Source organism: Aminobacter sp. MET-1, from assembly GCF_026521175.1.
Classification (GTDB): Bacteria; Pseudomonadota; Alphaproteobacteria; order Rhizobiales; family Rhizobiaceae; genus Aminobacter.
Genome location: NZ_JAMSHL010000004.1, coordinates 259,948 through 277,474 on the forward strand (window position 1 = coordinate 259,948; position 17,527 = coordinate 277,474).

The following is a 17,527-nucleotide window of genomic DNA, read 5'->3' on the forward strand; positions in this document are numbered from 1 at the left end:
GGGCTGACGACGAAAAAAATCTGGCCCGGCCGGCGGAATCTTTGTCGCTCTGGCAGTGTGGATACAATCAAGTTGACATCCGTATTCATCAAGATCGCTGCTGATGTCGCCTTGCCTTTACGTGGAGTCATCCGTCAGCATCCGTCCGACGATGTATGCAAGGCGAAAGCCTCGACTATCGCTTTCGGAATGAATGAATCGTCGGCGACTGCGATTCAACGCGATTCAATTGATGAATGACCTTATCAGTGTATTGGATTTTCTTGAGGCATTCATTGCGGATACCGGAAGTTTATCTTCTTGTCGTTTCTTCGAGATTGCTAAAATTGCTTGCCGTACAAGTACCGAAGACTCGAAGCCTTCGCGGTGTTGTCGCTAATTTACAATTGGGTAATTTCTTGTGACTACGCCGAGGCATCGGGATTGCTAAATTTTTAAGTACAGGGAGGGGTTCCTGTCGGCGCTCTCGGGGGAACGGATACGCAGGCAAAGCATGAGCAGCTTTTGACAAGCCACGTTTGAAAACCTTCTTTTAGATCTCCCTTTTCGAAGAAAATCCACACGCTGGCGCCGCCGCCGGCGTCGCCTTTCCAATCACATTCTGCATGTCCTCAGCCGGTGCGAAGCAAAAAAGCTTTTCCCCGGACGGCCGAGATTTGCCGGCAAACAAGGTGTGCAGCCAGGCCAATTCGCTATCTCTACGGCAAGGAAACGCCACATGAGTATCACCTTCGACCAATCAACAGCCCACTATGGCGCACCGCCGCAGAGACGGGGTTTCTCACCCACCAATCTCAGCATCACGCGCAAGCTGGTGATGAGCTTCTCGGCGATCGTGCTCGTCAGCATCGTCGTCGCGCTGCTGCTGATGCGGGCGCTCAACCAGCTCGATGCCGCCAGCGCCGAACTGCAGGTGGCGAGCCGCGTGCTTACCACCATCGGCAAGGCGGAAGCGCTTCATCTCGATCGCGCCAACATCGCCCGTACCTACGTGCTGAGCCTGCGCGAGGACGTTGCCAAGCGCTATCACGACACGTCGCTGGCCGTCGACAAGACGATCGCCGATGCAAGGAACCAGCCGATCACGGACAAGGACGTGATCACGGCGATCGACAATTTCGAGACCGTTGCCAACAACTGGCGCATCGAGATCGGCGACCCGATCGTGCAGCTCGCCGGCAAGCCGGAAACCTATGAGCGCGGACGCGAGCTTGCAGCCTCGACGCGTGCATCAGAGGTGCAGAACACTGTCCGCAAGGCAGTCGCGGACATGCAGACCGAGATCTCCCGCTGGGAACAGCAGATCGCTTCGGTCAAGGACGAAGCCATCGCAACGGCGAAGTATCTGCAGCTTGGCGGCGCCGGCGTGACCATCGCCATTCTCATTGTCATCGCCATGTGGCTGTCGAGCCAGATCGCAACGCCCGTCAACCGCATGACCCAGGCCATGCGCAGCCTGGCTGCCGGCGATCACAAGGTTGCCGTTCCGGCGATCGGTCGCCAGGACGAGGTCGGCCAGATGGCGGCCGCCGTGCAGACCTTCAAGGAAGCAGCGATCGAAAAGGTGCGCCTCGAGGCTGAAGCCGCCGACACGCGTCGCCGCGTCGAGGAAGACAATGCAGCCCGTGCTGCACAGAAGGCCGAGGAAGACCGCCAGGATCACGTCGCCATCGTTGCGCTCGGCAATGGTCTCGATGCCCTGTCGAAGGGCGACCTGATGCACCGCATCGACGCACCGTTCCCCGACAAGCTGGTCAAACTGCGTTCGGACTTCAATGAATCGGTCGAGAAGCTGCAGCAGACCATGCTCAGCATCACGTCTTCCGTGAAGGCGATCCACGCCGGCACCGGCGAGATCTACACCGCAGCCGACGACCTGTCGCGCCGCACCGAACAGCAGGCAGCCAGCCTCGAAGAGACCGCAGCCGCGCTCGACGAGATCACCGCGACCGTCAAGAAGACGGCCGAAGGCGCGGTGCATGCCCGTGACGTCGTCTCCACGGCCAAGACCGATGCCGAGACCAGCGGCGTTGTGGTGCGCAAGGCAATCGATGCCATGGGCACGATCGAGAAGTCGTCCGAGCAGATCAGCCGCATCATCGGCGTGATCGACGAGATCGCTTTCCAGACGAACCTGCTGGCGCTCAACGCCGGCGTCGAAGCGGCACGTGCCGGCGATGCGGGACGCGGCTTTGCCGTGGTTGCCTCGGAAGTGCGTGCACTGGCTCAGCGTTCGGCCGAAGCCGCTCGCGAGATCAAGAGCCTGATCTCGGCGTCGACGACCCAGGTTGGCGAAGGCGTCAAGCTTGTCGCCGAAACAGGCAAGGCACTGGAACGCATCGTGCAGCAGGTGGCCGAAATCAACTCGGTGGTCACCAACATCGCGGCCAGCGCGCATGAGCAATCGACTGGCCTCGACCAGGTCAACTCGGCGGTCAACCAGATGGACCAGGTTACCCAGCAGAACGCTGCGATGGTCGAGGAATCGACTGCCGCCAGCCACTCGCTGTCGCAGGAGACCGAAGAGCTGTCGCGCCAGATCAGCACCTTCCGGCTCGGCAAGCTCTCGGTCGTCGAGACGAGCCGTCCGGCCAGTGCAAAGGCACCGGTGCGCGCGCCGCGGCCTGAGCTGAAGGTTGCGGTTGCCAGCTACGGCTCCAATGCCGCCCGGGCGATCGCCCCGGCCGCCGACGACTGGCAGGAGTTCTGAGCCGGCCATGACGACCGTTTCCGATCCATCGCCACGGATACTCGAGCTTGCCGCAGTGCTGGACTTCAGGGCGGCAGCGCCCCTGACAGAAAGCCTGCTGGCAATGCGCGGAACCGCGCTGACCATCGATACCTCGCGTGTGGAGCGGATCGGCGGCCAATGCCTTCAGGTTCTTCTGTCGGCAAAACAAACCTGGAGCGCGGATGAAACCGCGCTCTCCTTCACCAACCTGACGCCCGGCTTCGTCGAAAGCCTGAGGCTGCTGGGAATAGCCGAAGCGGATCTCACTAGGGAGGCAATGTCGGAATGAGCGCGACCATTTTGACCGTCGATGATTCTCGCACCATGCGCGAAATGCTCAAGCTCGCGCTGACGCAAGCCGGCTACCGGGTCGTCCAGGCCGAGGACGGCGTCCATGGCCTCGAGGTGCTGAAGGGCGAGACCCCGCAGGTGATCGTCACCGATATCAACATGCCCAGGATGGATGGCTTCGGCTTCATCGAGCATGTCCGCGCCGACGAGGCCTATCGCGGCATTCCGATCCTGGTCCTGACGACCGAGAGCGATGCCGAAAAGAAGGATCGCGCCCGGCGAGCCGGGGCGACCGGCTGGATCATCAAGCCCTTCGACCCTGCCAAACTGATCGACGCCATCCGCCGCGTGTCGGCCTGAACGAACGAACTGGGGAACATGTCCGTGGACGCAATGGCAGCGGTCAAGCAGACCTTCTTCCAGGAGTGCGAGGAGCAACTCGCCGAACTGGAAGCTGGCCTCCTCGCTATGGAGCGCGGGGAAGCCGAATCCGACACCGTGAATGCGGTCTTCCGCGCGGTGCATTCGATCAAGGGCGGCGCAGGCGCCTTCAGCCTCGAAGATCTGGTGCAGTTCGCCCATGTCTTCGAAACCACCCTCGACCATGTCCGCAATGGCGGTCTGGAGCCCACGGCCGACGTGATGGCCGTCATGCTGCGCGCCGCCGATCTTCTCGCCGACCTGGTTGTGGCGGCTCGCGACGGCCTTTCGGTCGATGGCGAGCGCAGCGCCGTGCTGGTTGCCGAGCTCAACGCGCTCTGCCCGGGCGGCTCCGCCGATGCGGCCGAAGAAGAAGACGACATGAGCGACTTCTCCTTCACGCCCGTCGGCGTGTCGTTCGACTTTTCCGATGCCGTGCCCGATGCAGGGCGCAGCTACACCATCACCTTCAAGCCCAGGCCGGAACTTTATGCCAAGGGCAACGAGACGTCGTTGGTGCTGCGCGAGCTGGAACGCCTTGGCGAGCTGGACATCACCTGCGACGCAAGCGGCCTGCCGTCGCTCGCCGAACTCGATCCGGAAGGCGCCTATCTCGAATGGACGATCAGGCTCACCACGGAAAAGGGCGAGGACGCGATCCGCGAAGTCTTCGAGTTCGTCGAGTGGGACAGCAGCCTGACCATCCAGGCCGACGGCGCCGAGGTCGGTTCGACCGAGGACGCGTTCGCCGCCTTGATGCGGTCGATCCAGGCGGATGCGGAGGTCGTTTCGGCTGAACCTGCAAACGTCATTTCGCTGCCGCTGGCCGAGGAGCCGGAAGCCGTGGCCGAGCCCGAGGCGCAGCCGGCCAAGGCAGCAGCTGCACGCAACAACGAAGGCGGTGCCAATGCCGGCGCTGCCGCCCCCCAGACAATCCGCGCCGATCTCGAACGTGTCGACCGTCTGATCGATCTCGTCGGCGAGCTGGTCATCAACCAGGCGATGCTGTCGCAGCGTGTCATGGAAGCCGGGCACGTTCCCGGGTCTGCCGTGGCTCTGGGTCTCGACGAACTCGAGCACCTGACGCGCGAGATCCAGGATTGCGTCATGGCGATCCGCGCCCAGGCGGTGAAGTCGGTGTTCCAGCGCATTCCGCGCCTGGTGCGCGAAGTCGCCGGCATGACCGGCAAGCAGGTTCGCCTGATCACCGAGGGCGAGGGCACCGAAGTCGACAAGACGGTGATCGACCGCCTTAACGACCCGCTGACCCACATGATCCGCAATGCCATCGACCATGGCCTGGAAAAGCCCGAAGTGCGCATTGCCAACGGCAAGCCGGCGGAGGGCGTCGTGCGCCTTTCGGCGATGCATCGCTCGGGCCGCATCGTCATCGAGGTCGCCGATGACGGCGCCGGCATCAACCGCGCGCGGGTCAAGGCGATCGCCGCCGAGAAGGGCCTGATCGCAGCCGATGCGGTGCTCTCCGACGAGGAGATCGACAATCTGATCTTCCTGCCGGGCTTCTCCACGGCGTCGGAAGTTTCGAACATCTCGGGCCGTGGTGTCGGCATGGATGTGGTCAAGCGCTCGATCCAGTCACTGGGCGGCCGCCTGTCGATCACCTCGCGGCCGGGCAAGGGCTCGACCTTCACCATGAGCCTGCCGCTGACGCTTGCGGTGCTCGACGGCATGGTGGTGACGGTGGCAGACCAGACATTGGTCGTTCCGCTCACCGCCATCATCGAGACGTTGCAGCCCAAGGCTCCCGATGTGCACGGCCTTGGCGGCAGCGCCCGTGTCATTGCCATTCGCGATGCCTTCACGCCGCTGGTCGACGTCGGCCGCGAGCTCAGCTTCCGCAGCCAGGCAACCGATCCGCTGGCGTCGGTCGCCATCCTCGTGGAAACCGAAGGCGGCCGCCGCAGCGCCCTGCTCGTCGACACGATCCAGGGGCAGCGCCAGGTCGTGATCAAGAGCCTTGAATCGAACTACAGGCACGTGCCGGGCATCGCCGCCGCCACCATCCTCGGCGATGGCCGCGTCGCCCTGATCATCGATGTCGACGCAGTGATCGCCAACTCGCAGTCCGACGCGACCATTCTTGAACCCGTTCTTGCAGCAGCAGGGTGAGGCCATGACCGAGACCACCAAACACGACAACAGCAGCCGCGAACTCATCGCGTTTCGTATCGGCGAGCAGGAATTCTGCGTCGACATCATGTCGGTGCGCGAGATCAGGGGCTGGGCGCCGGCCACCGTGCTGCCGAAGTCGCCGGCCTATGTCCGCGGCGTCATCAACCTGCGCGGCGCGATCCTGCCGATCGTCGACCTCGCAGCGCGTCTCGGCTTCCAGCCGCCGGAGCCGACCGTGCGCCATGTCATCATGGTGGCCCAGGTCGGCACGCAGGTGGTTGGCCTCCTGGTTGATGCGGTTTCCGACATCCTGTCGGTGACCGACGACGCCATCAAGCCGACGCCCGACGTCGCCTCCGACATGGCCAAGACCTTCGTGCGCGGCGTGCTTGCCATCGAAGGCCGCATGATCAGCCTGATCGCGCTCGACAACGTCCTGCCGACGCTTGAGCCGATCGCGGCATGACGAGTCTGCAGAACGTCGACAAACCGCGCAACCAGCGCCAGAGTCTGGTGGCCGGTGAGTTCGTGCTCACCGGCGAGGACATGCGGCAGATCGCGGCGATGCTGCATGCCGATGCCGGCATCCATCTGACAGAGGCCAAGGCGGCCCTGGTCTATTCGCGACTGTCCAAGCGCTTGCGTGCGCTTGGACTTGAAAGCTTCCGCGATTACTGCGCGCTCATCGCTTCCCGCGAAGGTCTCGACGAGCGCCAGAAAATGCTGGCGGCGCTGACCACCAACGTCACCAATTTCTACCGCGAGCCGCATCATTTCGAGCATCTGGCCAAGCAGGTCCTGCCGCCGCTGCTCGATGCGGCGCGGCGCGGCGGACGCGTCAGGATCTGGTCGGCGGCCTGCTCCAACGGCGCCGAACCCTATTCGATCGCGCTCACCATCCTGTCGCTGATGCCTGAAGCCGCCAACTACGACATCAGGGTTTTGGCGACCGACATCGACCCCAACATGGTCGCGATGGGCCGAGAGGGCGTCTACAGCGAGGCAGCGTTGCGCCCGGTGCCTCCGGATCTGCGCCGGCGCTGGTTCGCTCCGGTGCGTTCGGGCGACGGCAACTCGTTCGGCGCAAGCGAGGAAATGCGTACGATCGTGGCCTTCCGCGAACTCAACCTCATCGGCGCTTGGCCAATGAAGGGCCGGTTCCAGGCGATCTTCTGCCGCAACGTGGTGATCTATTTCGAAGAGGCGACCCAGTCGCGCATCTGGAGCCGTTTCGTGCCTCTGCTGACAGCGGGGGGTACCCTCTATATCGGCCACTCCGAACGCGTCTCGGGACCCGCCTCCGACGACTTCCAGCCGGAAGGCATCACGACCTACAAGCTGCGCGAGGGCGCCGCATGAAGCCGGTTCGCGTTCTTATCGTCGACGATTCCGCCACGATGCGCACCTTGCTTTCGGCGGTGCTGCGTCTCGACCCGGCCATCGAGGTGGTCGGCCATGCCGCTGACCCGCTGGAGGCACGCGCCAAGATCAAGGAGCTCAATCCCGACGTAATCACCCTCGACGTCGAGATGCCGAACATGAACGGTCTAGAGTTCCTCGAGAAGATCATGCGCCTGAGGCCGATGCCCGTCATCATGGTGTCCAGCCTGACATCGAGGGATGCCACGGCCACGATCACTGCGCTCGAGATCGGCGCTTTCGACTGCATCTCCAAGGCGTCGTTCAGCGATGACCGGGCCTTCGGCGCATTGCAGGCGACGGTGAAGGCGGCGGCACGTGCGCAGATCCGACCGCTGGCAACGAGCCAGCCGAGTGCCGTGCGCGAGCAGCCCGCTGCGAATGCCGACTATGTGCCCAACGGCAGCGTGGTTGCCATTGGCTCGTCCACCGGCGGCGTCGAGGCTCTGATCACTGTTCTGTCGCAGTTCCCGGAGAATTGCCCGCCGACCGTGATTACCCAGCATATGCCGGCCGCGTTCACCAAGAGTTTCGCCGACCGCCTCAACCGCATGTCGAAGCCACGCGTCAGCGAGGCCGTGGATGGCGCTCCGCTGACCACCGGACAGGTCTACCTCGCTCCGGGCGGCGCCACGCATCTCGAGATATCGGGGCCAGGGCAGCTGCGCTGCCGGCTGCGTGCCACCGATCCGGTCAACGGCCACCGGCCCTCGGTCGACGTACTGTTTGCCTCGGTCGCCAAGGCAACGGGCTCCAAGTCCGTCGGCGCGATCCTGACCGGCATGGGTCGCGACGGTGCCGCCGGCATGCTGCAGATGCGGCAAGCCGGTGCTCACACGCTCGGCCAGGACGAAGCCACCAGCCTCGTCTACGGCATGCCCCGGGTCGCCTTCGAAATCGGCGCGGTCGAGCGGCAGGCGCCGCTGGAGAAGATCGCCTCCCACATCCTCGCGCTGACGCGCTCGAATTCCAATGGAGCTAAAAATGTCCTTCCTCGAACACTTTAAGGTTCTCGTCGTCGACGACACGACGACCAGCCGCATTCTGATCACCGACGCGCTGCAGGAAATGGGCATCCGCAAGATCGCAATCGCTAAGGATGGCGAGCAGGCGCTGCGCGCGATGATGGAACAGCCCGCGCATATGGTGATCTCCGACTTCAACATGCCGAAGCTCGACGGACTGCAGCTGCTCAAGGCAATCCGTTCCTATGGTCCGACCCGCGCGACGCCGTTCATCCTTTTGACTGGCAAGGGCGACCGCAAGCTGCTGGAAGCCGCGGTTGCGCTTGGCGTCAACAACTTCCTGACCAAGCCGTTCACCGTTGAGCAGCTGAAGAAGGCCATCGAGGCCATCGTCGGAGTGCTTAAGTGACGCTTGCCGGCAAAAGCCACCGCGTCACCGTCATGCGCGGCGAGTATCATGTGGTCGATGAAGGGGACGTCGTGCTGACGACCATCCTGGGGTCGTGTGTTGCTGCCTGCATCCGCGACCCCTTCGCCCAGACCGGCGGCATGAACCACTTCCTCTTGCCCGGAAACAATGGTCGCGCCTCGCTCGATGCCCAAAGCTATGGCGTTCACCTGATGGAACTGCTCGTCAACGGCCTGCTGCAGCGCGGCGCTCATCGCCACCGGCTGGAGGCCAAGCTGTTCGGCGGTGCGCGCACCATCGAAGGCCTGTCCGACATTGGCGCGATGAATGCCGAGTTCGCCGAAACCTTCCTGCGCAACGAAGGGATCAGCATCGTCGGTGGCGATCTTGGGGGGGATCGCGGCCGCCGTGTCGAATATTGGCCTCAGTCCGGTCGCGCCCGCCAGGTTCTGCTCTCCGGCGACAAGGGCTTCGTCGCCCCGGCTCAGCCCAAGCAGCCGCTTGTTGCGCCGTCGAGCGGCTCTCTCGAACTCTTCTGATCTCCTGAACAGGTCATCCCGCCATGCCTTTGCGAGCCAGCATGTTACCCCAGCCGACGCTTACGCCCGTTGCCGAGATGCTCGGACGGGTAAGTTCCGAGCTGCAAGACCTTGCCGCCCAGGTGGAGCGGCTGCATCCGCTGGTTTCTGCCCAGGGCGGACAGGCTTCCAGCGAACCGCAACTGGTGCAGGCGCTGCAAAGCTTCGATCACATCGAACAGAAGTTGCGTTGCCTGGCCGGTTTTCTTGCTGACCTTGGCGATGCGGCGGCGCCTGGCTGGCAGCTCGACCCGGAGGCTGCCCTGGTTGCCGTGAACCTTTCGGAGCTCGCCACGCGCCTGGCCGGCAGGAGGCCCCTGGCGCAGGATGATGCGTCCTTCGGCGACTACGAGTTGTTCTAAGCTGAGCGACGGCCGAATGGCGGGCGCGGTAGAGCGGCGCGATCATGTGCTATTCATGGTTGCAATTTGGTGTTTCGGCAATTAAGAGTGGCGCGCATCGTCGATGGTGACTGCCCTCACCTGAGCTAGTCTTGGATTGCAGGAGCACACGCGTTGACCGCATATGAATTTGCGATGCAGCGCCTGACCACCGAGGATGTTCCCCGTCGCGAGCGGATGGCGTTCGTGCACGATTTCGTCGGTCGTCACATTGGCGGGTTGGATTTTCGGCCGCTCGACCGCGACAACATCCGCATCGACCTGGAGGCCATGTTCCTGCCGGGCGGGCTGACGGTCGGGCAGGGCCGGTTCGCACCTGTGCATGGCGCGCGCACCCGCGACCTGCTCCAGGACGGGCGCCAGCATTTCCTCATGTCCATTCACTATGAGGATTACGAGATCTCCGCCGACGGCAAGGCGCCGATCAAGGTGACCGCCGGCGACGTTACGCTGGTCGACGAGGGCGTGTGCTCGGAGTTCTGGTTCGGTCAGCCGATGGCGGTCGATGTCGTCGCGCTCGACCGGCGGCTGCTTGCCAAGCTGGCGCCGCGCGTCGACATGGAGGCGCTCTACATCCTTCCGGCTTCCGGGGCCGACATGCGGCTCCTGACGAGCTATGTCGGCGTGCTCCGCGCCAATCCACCGGGTTCGGAGAAAGCGCGCGAACTCGCCTCCCGCCATCTCTACGACCTCACCGCAATGGTTCTCGATAAGGTCGTTCGCGGCGGGGCCGAGCGCAACGAGCGCAGCATCGCCACAGCACGGTTAAAGATGATCCGGAGGGATATTCTCGAGCGCCTTTCCGACCAGGACCTGCACATCGACGCTGTCGCCCGGCGCCAAGGCGTCACGGCGCGCTACGTCCAGCGGCACTTCGAACGCGAGGGCACGACATTCTCGGATTTTGTCCGCGAGCAAAGGTTGGACCTTGCATCCAAGCTGCTGCAAACGCGCGACCTCGCGGCCTCCACCATCACCGAGATAGCCTTCGACGCCGGGTTTTCGGATATCTCGGCTTTCAACAGGGCGTTTCGCCGTCGCTTCGACGCCACACCCTCCGACATCCGCGCAACGATCCTCCCCAGATAACATTTTTTTGGGAGCAGCCCGGGAGTTGCGCCATGCGGCCTCGCCAGCGCGCGCGATGCCGTATGCCACGCGCCCTGATGGGCCGTGTTCTTGCTGCCGACCTTTCCTGCATGACCGAAGCCAGCGCGGGCACCTCGCACCCGCGTGACGGCAAACGCTGTGCGGGGACGGTTTGCCGTGAGCCTGCTTCGGCGGCAGTCTGTCTGTCGTTTTCGCCCTGCCGTTGTCACGGACGGGGTTGCGGGCTCAGGCAACACGCGATCTAAGGCTTACCTTCACTGAAGACGATCGCCATTCCAGAATTCTGTGCATCCCGGAGAAACCCATGATTTTTGACGAGCAAATAGATCGTCGCGGAACCAACTGTTCGAAATGGGACATGATGGAGCCGCTCTACGGCCTGTCGCCCGACGATGCGTTGCCGATGTGGGTTGCCGACATGGATTTCCGCCCTCCGGCGGCGGTGCAGCAGGCCCTGGAGCGGATGCTTCGCCATGGGGTCTATGGCTATTTCGGCGACGAAACCGCCTATCGGGAGGCAATCTGCTGGTGGATGGCGAACCGTCATGGCTGGCAGCTGGACCCAGCCACGATCTTCACGACCCACGGCCTCGTCAATGGCACGGCCCTTTGTGTCGACACCTGGACCCAGCCGGGCGACGCAGTGGTTCTGATGACGCCGGTTTACCATGCATTCGCCCGCGTTGTGCGTGCGGCAGGGCGTGAAGTGCGCGAGCTTCCGTTGGTCCAGCAGGATGGCCGTTATCGGATGGACTTCGACAATTGGCACGGGCGCATGACCGGTCGGGAGAAGATGCTGATCCTGTGCTCGCCTCACAATCCCGGCGGACGCGTCTGGACGCTGGAGGAACTGCGCGGGGTGGCCGATTTTGCCGCGCGTCACAACCTCATTCTGGTGTCCGATGAGATCCATCAGGATCTGGTGTTCCCTGGCCAGCGGCACATCCCCATGACCATCGCGGCGCCCGAGGCGGCCGAGCGCCTGGTCATGATGACCGCCTCGACCAAGACGTTCAACATCGCAGGCGCCCATATCGGCAATGTCATCATCGCCGATGAAAAACTCAGGAAGGCCTTTGCGGGGCGTCACTCAGCGCTTGGGATCTCGCCCAACTCCTTTGGCATGCACATGGTCACGGCGGCCTATTCGCCTGATGGGGCGGCGTGGCTCGACGATCTGGTCCGGTACCTGGACGGCAACCGGAAGGCCTTCGACGCGGGCATTGCCGCCATCCCGGGCCTGCGGTCCATGCCGCTGGAAGCGACCTACCTGGCCTGGGTGGACGGTTCAGGCGCAGGTCTGAGCAGCGAAGAGTTCATCGCGCGCGTCGAAAAGGAAGCCCGCATCGCGTCAAACCATGGCCACACGTTCGGCATGGGCGGCGACGGTTTCCTGCGCTTCAACTTCGCCTGTCGCCGGGCAATGGTCGATGACGCGATAGCGCGCCTGAAGGCCGCGTTCTCGGACCTGCAGTAGTCAGGATTGGCAGCAAATGCTGCACCCGTCACGCCAACGGGTGCAGTGCCACAACCGGTGCATCAATAGCTCCCCGCGACGTCAAGCGCGCTCAATCGGCCATTTCGGCAGCTTGATGCGGGTGTAGGGGAGGCTGGAGAGGTTGCTTGTGAGCGTGCCGGGCGAGGCCGCGTAGATGACGGCGCTGGCGACGCGCTCGTAGGAGGCGCGGAAGTGCTGGGTCGATTTAACCACCACGATCCGCTTCTTGCCGAGATCGCAGCCAATGCCCGTGAACAGGTCGGTGTCGATTGCTTGCGACCGCTCGGAGGAAATCAGCACCTCGACGCCGCCACAATCGAGCCAGGCGCAGTCGCCCATCGGCTGGGGCACGCCGCCGAGGCCGGTCATGACAAGGCCGCGCTTGAGGCCGAGCACGCGGCAGTTGGCATCGACCGGATCGCCAGAGGATGGGCCGACCTTGCCGCCTATGCGCAAGGGCAGAACCGCGCCTGCGCCCGCCTCGAAAGCCATGCGCACCGCGCCGGGATCCCACAGCGGCCCGACGATCGCATCGGTCATCTTGCGCTCAATCATGCGCCGCAGGAAGAAGGTCGAGTCGCTGGCCGCGCCACCTCCGGCATTGTCCGACGTATCGGCAACGACCACCGTGCCGGCCGATGAAGCCAGCGCCTCGTCGAGGGCCTCGTCGATCGACGGCATGGCCGGCGCGATCTGGTGGCGGTTGTCGTAGAGGTCCCGCGCCAGGTCCTTGGCGAGCGTTTGCGCCAGCGCCTGGTCGCCATCGGTGTAGACCACCACGCGGGTACCCATCTCCGGCACGTCGGCCCAAGGGAAGCCCTGCGCGATGGAAACCGACAGCACCTTGTCCTGCTTTTCGAGCTCATGCATGCGGCGGACGATGGAGAGGCCCGGCTCGGTGGTGGTGCGGATCAGGGTGATCATGCCGGTGTCGGCCAGCGCCGCAACGGGCTTGGCGCCGCCGGCCGCGATGCGCGCGCAGAGGTCGACCAGCTGGCCCCCGCATTCATAAACGTCGGTATGGGGATATTCCTTGTAGGTCAAAAGCACGTCGACGCTGTCGATCATCAGAGGAGTCATGTGGCAATGCGGATCGAGTTCGCAGCCAACCACGACATCGGGCCCAACGATCTCGCGAATGCGAGCCAGGGTGTCGCCTTCGCAATCGTCGTAACCGTCGGCGACCATGGCGCCGTGCATCGACATCAGCACCATGTCGACCGGCAGGACGGCGCGCAGGTCGTCGAGCAGCTGGTCACGCAAGGTCTCGTAGGCATGGCGGGTGGTTGTGCCGCCGGGTTCGGCCGAGGCGCTCAAGCCTTCGAACAGGGTCCAGCCCTCGCGCTTGCCGCGCTCGCGCGCCGCCCACAGCTGGCCGCCATAGAGCGTCATGTGATCGGGGTGCTGGCCCGCCGGATAGTAGTCGCCGCCATCGATGAAGGCCGTCAACCCGGTGGGGATGGGCGAGAATGTGTTGGTCTCGGTCGCCAGGACGGCACTGAACACGCGCATTTCCAAACTCCGTTTGCGGCTACTGCGCCGCTTCAAACATGTCCGACAGCAGGGTATAGGCCGCTTCGGAATTGAAGATCGTGGCTTCGCCGATCAGCACCAGGCGGCACTCCGGCTCACATCTCGAAAAGGGCTGCAGCGAGGCGCGACGGCCGACCATCTGCAAAAGAAAGCTCCTGCCCGGCTGCTCGACAAAATTGACGATGCCCTTGGCGCGGATCAGTTGGGTGGCGAGTTCGCCCATGGCCGCCTGGAAGCGGTCGAGATGCACGGCCCCGGTCGATTGCCATTCAACCGAAGTGAAACGCGATGCAACGACGGAAGAAGCGTCCTGCGTCGGCTGCGAACGGCCAGCGACGAACAGGGCCTCGATGGGCAGGTCGTCGTCGGCATCGAAGACCAGCGCTTTGGCTGCAAGCTCCGACCGCAACAGATTTGCGGTCTCATCGGCCTCAGGTGAAAGCCGGGTCTTGGACAGGGCGACGAAATCGGCCGCGGCAAGCTGGGCGTGCCAGAGTTCGTCTTGCCGGCGCCCCGGCGTGGCGGCGATGTCGTCGGCATCGACGACGGATAGCACGGCGTCCAGCCGGGTCGCGTCCCACAGGATTGGGTCCATCAGCGCGTCGACGATGCCTCGGGGGTCGGCGACCCCCGAGGCCTCGACGATGATGTGGTCGGGTTTCACCGGCTGCGATAGCACCAGCTTCAGCGTGCGCAGCAGATCGCCTTGCAGCGAACAGCAGATGCAGCCGTTCTTGAGACCGACCACCGTGTCGGCGGCATCAGCGATCAGTTCGGCATCGATATTTATGGCGCCGAAATCATTGACGATGGCGCTGATGCGCCGGCCTTCGGAGCGGGCCAGAAGGCGGTTGATGAAGGTGGTCTTGCCGGCGCCCAGGAAGCCGCTGACCACCAGCACCGGGACGGTCATGCGTCGCCTCGCCGGATGGGCCGGCCCGGCGCAGCGGAGACGTCGAGAACGCCGTCGGCGACGACCGACTGACCGTTGACGATGACATGGCGCATGCCCTCGGCTGGCAGGTTCATTTCGGCGAACGTCGCGCGGTCGGCGATGCTGGCGAGGTCGAAGACGACGATGTCGGCATCGCAGCCAGGTTGCAGGCGGCCCTTGCGGCGGAACAGCGGGGCGCAGCTCTCGACGATCCTGGCCGGGATCACAGTGCATTTGGCGATCGCCTCGACAAGCGGGATCGCGTCTCGCTCGCGAACCCATTGGCGCAGGAAGCGCGTGAAGGTGCCCGACGAGCGCGGATGCGCCGTCTTGTCGGGACCGAGCGGCCACTCGTCGCCCTCATAGGGCGTGCCGTCGGCCTGGCTCCACGGCATGGCATCGGAGGCGATGGCGCCGCCGGGATACATGACCGAGACGTCGAGCAGGGCGCGGTGGCGCGGATTGTCTTCGGTGTCGAGGAAGTGCCACAAAACCAGCGCGGAGGGATCGGCCTGCCGGACAGCCTTCAGGTCGTCCACGCCTTCGAGGCGTCGATGGCTGGCGACCAGCTCGATGGCGTTGTAGCCGGTGCCGGTGCGCGCCGAAAAAGCCGGGTCGACAAAGAAGCCGGCGCTGACCACGGTCGAGCCGGTGCCATAGGGATAGGCCTCGGTGGTGATCTTCAGCCCTTGCGCCTGCGCCCTGGCGATGACGGCCGCGGCACGCTCGACATCCTGCAGGCTGGTCGAGTTGAGGTGGCAGATGTGCATATGCGCGCCGGTCGCTCCGGCCAGCCCGATCAGCGTGACATAGGCCTCGATGGAACTCTTGGGGTCGATGTTCGACATCTGGGCGATGTGGGTATAGGTCGGCGTGTCGGTCTCGGCGGCGAGATCGCAGACTAGGCTCATTTCCTTGGCGCCTGCGCCCGGCGCATAGCCTGCGGGAATGCCGATGCCCAGCCCGCCCTCGTCGATGCCCTTTCGGGTCAGCGCAACGATCTCGGCGGCCTGCAATTCGGTGGCGGCATCGGTCGACCAACGCGGATCGTCAAAGCCGCGCCCCATGACGGTGATCGGCGCTTCGCCGGCCTTGAGCTCCAGTCCGATCATCACGGCCTTGCGGGCAAAGATCCATGCGGATGCGGTGCCGTAATTCAGCAGGCGCGCAGTCTTGGCCTGCGCCTCATACCAGCCGCCGACCGGCAAGGCGCCGACCTCTAGCTCCAGCGCCGTCGTCACGCCGTCGAAAGCCTGCATGCGGTCGGCGGGCACCGACTGACCATGGGCGTGCAGATCGATGAAGCCGGGCGCGACGACGAGGCCGGTCGCATCGATCACCTTGCGCGCCGGGCCAAGATCGGTGCCGATGGCGCTGATGCGGCCGCCTGAAATGGCGACATCTGCCATCTCGTCGCGACCGGTCTCAGGGTCGATGACGCGGCCGCCCTTGATCAGCAAATCATGCATGGGCGGTCTCCTCGACGGTGCGGCGCTTCCTGCCGGGGACGGCATCGATCAGCCGCCGGGTGTAGTCGGTCCGGGGCGAGCGGAAGATTTCCGATGTCGGCCCCATCTCCTCCAGGACGCCGTGATTGAGCACGCCGACACGCTGGCAGAGATGATCGACGACAGACAAGTCATGTGAGATGAACAGCATCGCCAAGCCATGCTCCTGGCAGATACGGCGCAGCAGCTTGAGCACTTGTGCCTGACTGGAGACATCGAGCGCCGATACCGGCTCGTCCGCGATCAGCAGGCGCGGGTTGGAGGCAAGCGCACGAGCAATAGCGATGCGCTGGCGCTGGCCGCCGGAAAACTGATGCGGGAAGCGGTCGAGCCAGTCGGGGTTGAGACCGACCTGATCGAGCAGTTCGGCGGCTCGATGCGTCAGCGCCGCGCCCGTGAGATCGGTGTAGGCTTTGAGCGGTTCGGCGAGGATGTCGCGCACCCGCCAGCGTGGATCAAGCGAGGCATAGGGGCTCTGGAACACCATCTGCACGTCACGGCGCTTGTCGCGCAGGGCCCGGCCGCGCAATGCCAGCCAATCCATGCCGTCGAAAGTGACTGATCCGGCGGTGGGTTCGGTCAGGCGGGCAACGATCCGGCCGATGGTCGACTTTCCGGACCCGCTTTCGCCGACCAGTCCGAAGGCTTCGCCGCGCCGGATCGAGAAGCTGACGTCGTTGACGGCAGTCAGGGTACGTGGCTTCTCGAACAGCCGGCCGGACAAGGTGAAGGTGCGGACAAGGCCGCTGACTTCAAGCAGCACGTCGTCAGACATGGACGGCCTCCGCCATATGGCCGGCGCCGAAGCTCGGCCGCGCCGAAAGGAGCTCGCGCGTGTAGGCATGCCGCGGACGGCCGAGCACATCATCGACACGACCCGTCTCGACGATCACGCCGTCCTTCATCACGGCCACGTCCTGGCAGACGTCGCCGACGACATCGAGGTCGTGGCTGATCAGGATCATGGCGGTGCCTTGTTCGCGGCTGAGGTCGTTCATCAGTTTCAGGATCTGCGCCTGGACAGTGACATCGAGTGCCGTGGTGGGCTCGTCGGCGATCAGCAGCGCCGGCTTGAGCGCGATGGCTGCAGCGATCACCACGCGCTGGCGCATGCCGCCGGAGAGCTGGTGCGGGTAGGCATCGATGCGGCGCGACGCCTCCTGGATGCCGACGCGTTCGAGCAGCTCCAGGCTGGCGGTGCGGATCGCCTTGCGCGACATGTCGGGGCGGTGCCAACGGAACACCTCGCCGATCTGGTCGCCGACAGGCATGACCGGGTTCAGCGTCGCCATCGCGTCCTGGAACACCATGGCAATGCGGTTGCCACGCAGCTGGCGCCATTCCTTGCGCGACAGGGCGAGCAGGTCGCGGCCTTCGAAGCTGACACGGCCGCCCAGCGTTGCTTTCGAGGCATCGGTCAACCCCATCAGCGCATAGCCGATGGAGGATTTGCCGGAACCGCTTTCGCCGACTACGCCGAGCACGGAGCCCGGCGCGACGGAGAAGCTGACGCCATTGACGGCGCGCACCGGACCGCTGCGGCTGGGGTAGTCGACGGTCAGGTCGCGGACAGACAACAAGGACGAGGCTGTCATCG

Annotated in this window: 18 protein-coding genes; 13 read left to right on the forward strand and 5 right to left on the reverse strand. The window is 64.3% G+C overall.

Annotated elements, in window-relative coordinates; translation table 11 throughout:
* Positions 1–72: 72 nt before the first annotated feature.
* From NDO48_RS08125 to NDO48_RS08185, 13 genes are all read left to right on the forward strand, one after another.
* Positions 73–240 carry a hypothetical protein gene (locus NDO48_RS08125; RefSeq protein WP_157632820.1) on the forward strand — a complete coding sequence of 56 codons (168 nt, stop codon included), beginning with the start codon at positions 73–75 and terminating at the stop codon, positions 238–240.
* Between the two features lie 478 nt (positions 241–718).
* Entirely contained in the window at positions 719–2,710 is a 1,992-nt protein-coding gene (locus tag NDO48_RS08130; RefSeq protein WP_018430245.1) for a methyl-accepting chemotaxis protein, read from the forward strand.
* A 7-nt stretch (positions 2,711–2,717) separates the two neighbouring features.
* A complete protein-coding gene (locus NDO48_RS08135) occupies positions 2,718–3,020 on the forward strand; it encodes an STAS domain-containing protein (protein ID WP_018430244.1) in 303 nt (100 codons plus the stop codon).
* A complete protein-coding gene (locus NDO48_RS08140; RefSeq protein ID WP_018430243.1) occupies positions 3,017–3,382 on the forward strand; it encodes a response regulator in 366 nt (121 codons plus the stop codon). The genes NDO48_RS08135 and NDO48_RS08140 overlap by 4 nt, the downstream gene beginning before the upstream one ends.
* Positions 3,383–3,400: 18 nt before the next feature.
* Complete coding sequence (locus NDO48_RS08145) at positions 3,401–5,572, forward strand: chemotaxis protein CheA (RefSeq protein ID WP_416377187.1); 2,172 nt, start codon at positions 3,401–3,403, stop codon at positions 5,570–5,572.
* 4 nt (positions 5,573–5,576) lie between these two features.
* On the forward strand, positions 5,577–6,041 hold the full coding sequence (locus NDO48_RS08150; RefSeq protein ID WP_026227648.1) for a chemotaxis protein CheW: 465 nt from the start codon (positions 5,577–5,579) through the stop codon (positions 6,039–6,041).
* Positions 6,038–6,934 (forward strand): CheR family methyltransferase, encoded by an 897-nt coding sequence (locus NDO48_RS08155; protein WP_018430240.1) that lies wholly within the window; start codon positions 6,038–6,040, stop codon positions 6,932–6,934. The genes NDO48_RS08150 and NDO48_RS08155 overlap by 4 nt, the downstream gene beginning before the upstream one ends.
* Positions 6,931–8,001 carry a protein-glutamate methylesterase/protein-glutamine glutaminase gene (locus NDO48_RS08160; protein WP_018430239.1) on the forward strand — a complete coding sequence of 357 codons (1,071 nt, stop codon included), beginning with the start codon at positions 6,931–6,933 and terminating at the stop codon, positions 7,999–8,001. The genes NDO48_RS08155 and NDO48_RS08160 overlap by 4 nt, the downstream gene beginning before the upstream one ends.
* Positions 7,979–8,368 (forward strand): response regulator, encoded by a 390-nt coding sequence (locus NDO48_RS08165; protein WP_018430238.1) that lies wholly within the window; start codon positions 7,979–7,981, stop codon positions 8,366–8,368. The genes NDO48_RS08160 and NDO48_RS08165 overlap by 23 nt, the downstream gene beginning before the upstream one ends.
* Entirely contained in the window at positions 8,365–8,907 is a 543-nt protein-coding gene (locus NDO48_RS08170; protein WP_018430237.1) for a hypothetical protein, read from the forward strand. Before NDO48_RS08165 ends, NDO48_RS08170 begins: the two co-directional genes overlap by 4 nt.
* 77 nt (positions 8,908–8,984) lie before the next feature.
* The gene (locus NDO48_RS08175) at positions 8,985–9,308 is read left to right on the forward strand and encodes a hypothetical protein (protein ID WP_018430236.1); all 324 of its coding nucleotides are present in this window, start codon (positions 8,985–8,987) and stop codon (positions 9,306–9,308) included.
* Positions 9,309–9,461: 153 nt separating this feature from the next.
* Entirely contained in the window at positions 9,462–10,436 is a 975-nt protein-coding gene (locus tag NDO48_RS08180) for an AraC family transcriptional regulator (protein WP_267321270.1), read from the forward strand.
* Between the two features lie 325 nt (positions 10,437–10,761).
* Positions 10,762–11,934: a MalY/PatB family protein gene (locus tag NDO48_RS08185; RefSeq protein ID WP_026227647.1), complete on the forward strand. Its 1,173-nt coding sequence runs from the start codon at positions 10,762–10,764 to the stop codon at positions 11,932–11,934.
* An 81-nt stretch (positions 11,935–12,015) separates the two neighbouring features.
* On the opposite strand, the gene NDO48_RS08190 is transcribed toward NDO48_RS08185, so the two are convergent.
* The 5 genes from NDO48_RS08190 to NDO48_RS08210 are packed head-to-tail and all read right to left on the reverse strand — an operon-like array spanning position 12,016 to position 17,525.
* Positions 12,016–13,467, reverse strand: a complete 1,452-nt coding sequence (locus NDO48_RS08190; protein WP_018430233.1) for a M81 family metallopeptidase — start codon at positions 13,465–13,467, stop codon at positions 12,016–12,018.
* 19 nt (positions 13,468–13,486) lie between these two features.
* Positions 13,487–14,401 (reverse strand): CobW family GTP-binding protein, encoded by a 915-nt coding sequence (locus NDO48_RS08195; protein ID WP_018430232.1) that lies wholly within the window; start codon positions 14,399–14,401, stop codon positions 13,487–13,489.
* Entirely contained in the window at positions 14,398–15,891 is a 1,494-nt protein-coding gene (locus NDO48_RS08200; protein ID WP_267321271.1) for an amidohydrolase family protein, read from the reverse strand. The genes NDO48_RS08195 and NDO48_RS08200 overlap by 4 nt, the downstream gene beginning before the upstream one ends.
* A complete protein-coding gene (locus NDO48_RS08205; protein ID WP_267321272.1) occupies positions 15,884–16,705 on the reverse strand; it encodes an ATP-binding cassette domain-containing protein in 822 nt (273 codons plus the stop codon). Before NDO48_RS08205 ends, NDO48_RS08200 begins: the two co-directional genes overlap by 8 nt.
* Positions 16,698–17,525 (reverse strand): ABC transporter ATP-binding protein, encoded by an 828-nt coding sequence (locus NDO48_RS08210; RefSeq protein WP_018430229.1) that lies wholly within the window; start codon positions 17,523–17,525, stop codon positions 16,698–16,700. Before NDO48_RS08210 ends, NDO48_RS08205 begins: the two co-directional genes overlap by 8 nt.
* Between the last annotated feature and the right edge of the window lie 2 nt (positions 17,526–17,527).

What these genes read in the sequence shown, in the direction of transcription:
- NDO48_RS08185 (WP_026227647.1), top strand. Translation starts at nt 10,762, where the DNA reads ATGATTTTTGACGAGCAAATAGATCGTCGCGGAACCAACTGTTCGAAA.
- NDO48_RS08135 (WP_018430244.1), top strand. Translation starts at nt 2,718, where the DNA reads ATGACGACCGTTTCCGATCCATCGCCACGGATACTCGAGCTTGCCGCA.
- NDO48_RS08165 (WP_018430238.1), top strand. Translation starts at nt 7,979, where the DNA reads ATGTCCTTCCTCGAACACTTTAAGGTTCTCGTCGTCGACGACACGACG.
- NDO48_RS08145 (WP_416377187.1), top strand. Translation starts at nt 3,401, where the DNA reads ATGTCCGTGGACGCAATGGCAGCGGTCAAGCAGACCTTCTTCCAGGAG.
- NDO48_RS08195 (WP_018430232.1), bottom strand. Translation starts at nt 14,401, where the DNA reads ATGACCGTCCCGGTGCTGGTGGTCAGCGGCTTCCTGGGCGCCGGCAAG.
- NDO48_RS08205 (WP_267321272.1), bottom strand. Translation starts at nt 16,705, where the DNA reads ATGTCTGACGACGTGCTGCTTGAAGTCAGCGGCCTTGTCCGCACCTTC.
- NDO48_RS08160 (WP_018430239.1), top strand. Translation starts at nt 6,931, where the DNA reads ATGAAGCCGGTTCGCGTTCTTATCGTCGACGATTCCGCCACGATGCGC.
- NDO48_RS08155 (WP_018430240.1), top strand. Translation starts at nt 6,038, where the DNA reads ATGACGAGTCTGCAGAACGTCGACAAACCGCGCAACCAGCGCCAGAGT.
- NDO48_RS08140 (WP_018430243.1), top strand. Translation starts at nt 3,017, where the DNA reads ATGAGCGCGACCATTTTGACCGTCGATGATTCTCGCACCATGCGCGAA.
- NDO48_RS08200 (WP_267321271.1), bottom strand. Translation starts at nt 15,891, where the DNA reads ATGCATGATTTGCTGATCAAGGGCGGCCGCGTCATCGACCCTGAGACC.
- NDO48_RS08130 (WP_018430245.1), top strand. Translation starts at nt 719, where the DNA reads ATGAGTATCACCTTCGACCAATCAACAGCCCACTATGGCGCACCGCCG.
- NDO48_RS08210 (WP_018430229.1), bottom strand. Translation starts at nt 17,525, where the DNA reads ATGACAGCCTCGTCCTTGTTGTCTGTCCGCGACCTGACCGTCGACTAC.
- NDO48_RS08190 (WP_018430233.1), bottom strand. Translation starts at nt 13,467, where the DNA reads ATGCGCGTGTTCAGTGCCGTCCTGGCGACCGAGACCAACACATTCTCG.
- NDO48_RS08150 (WP_026227648.1), top strand. Translation starts at nt 5,577, where the DNA reads ATGACCGAGACCACCAAACACGACAACAGCAGCCGCGAACTCATCGCG.
- NDO48_RS08175 (WP_018430236.1), top strand. Translation starts at nt 8,985, where the DNA reads ATGCTCGGACGGGTAAGTTCCGAGCTGCAAGACCTTGCCGCCCAGGTG.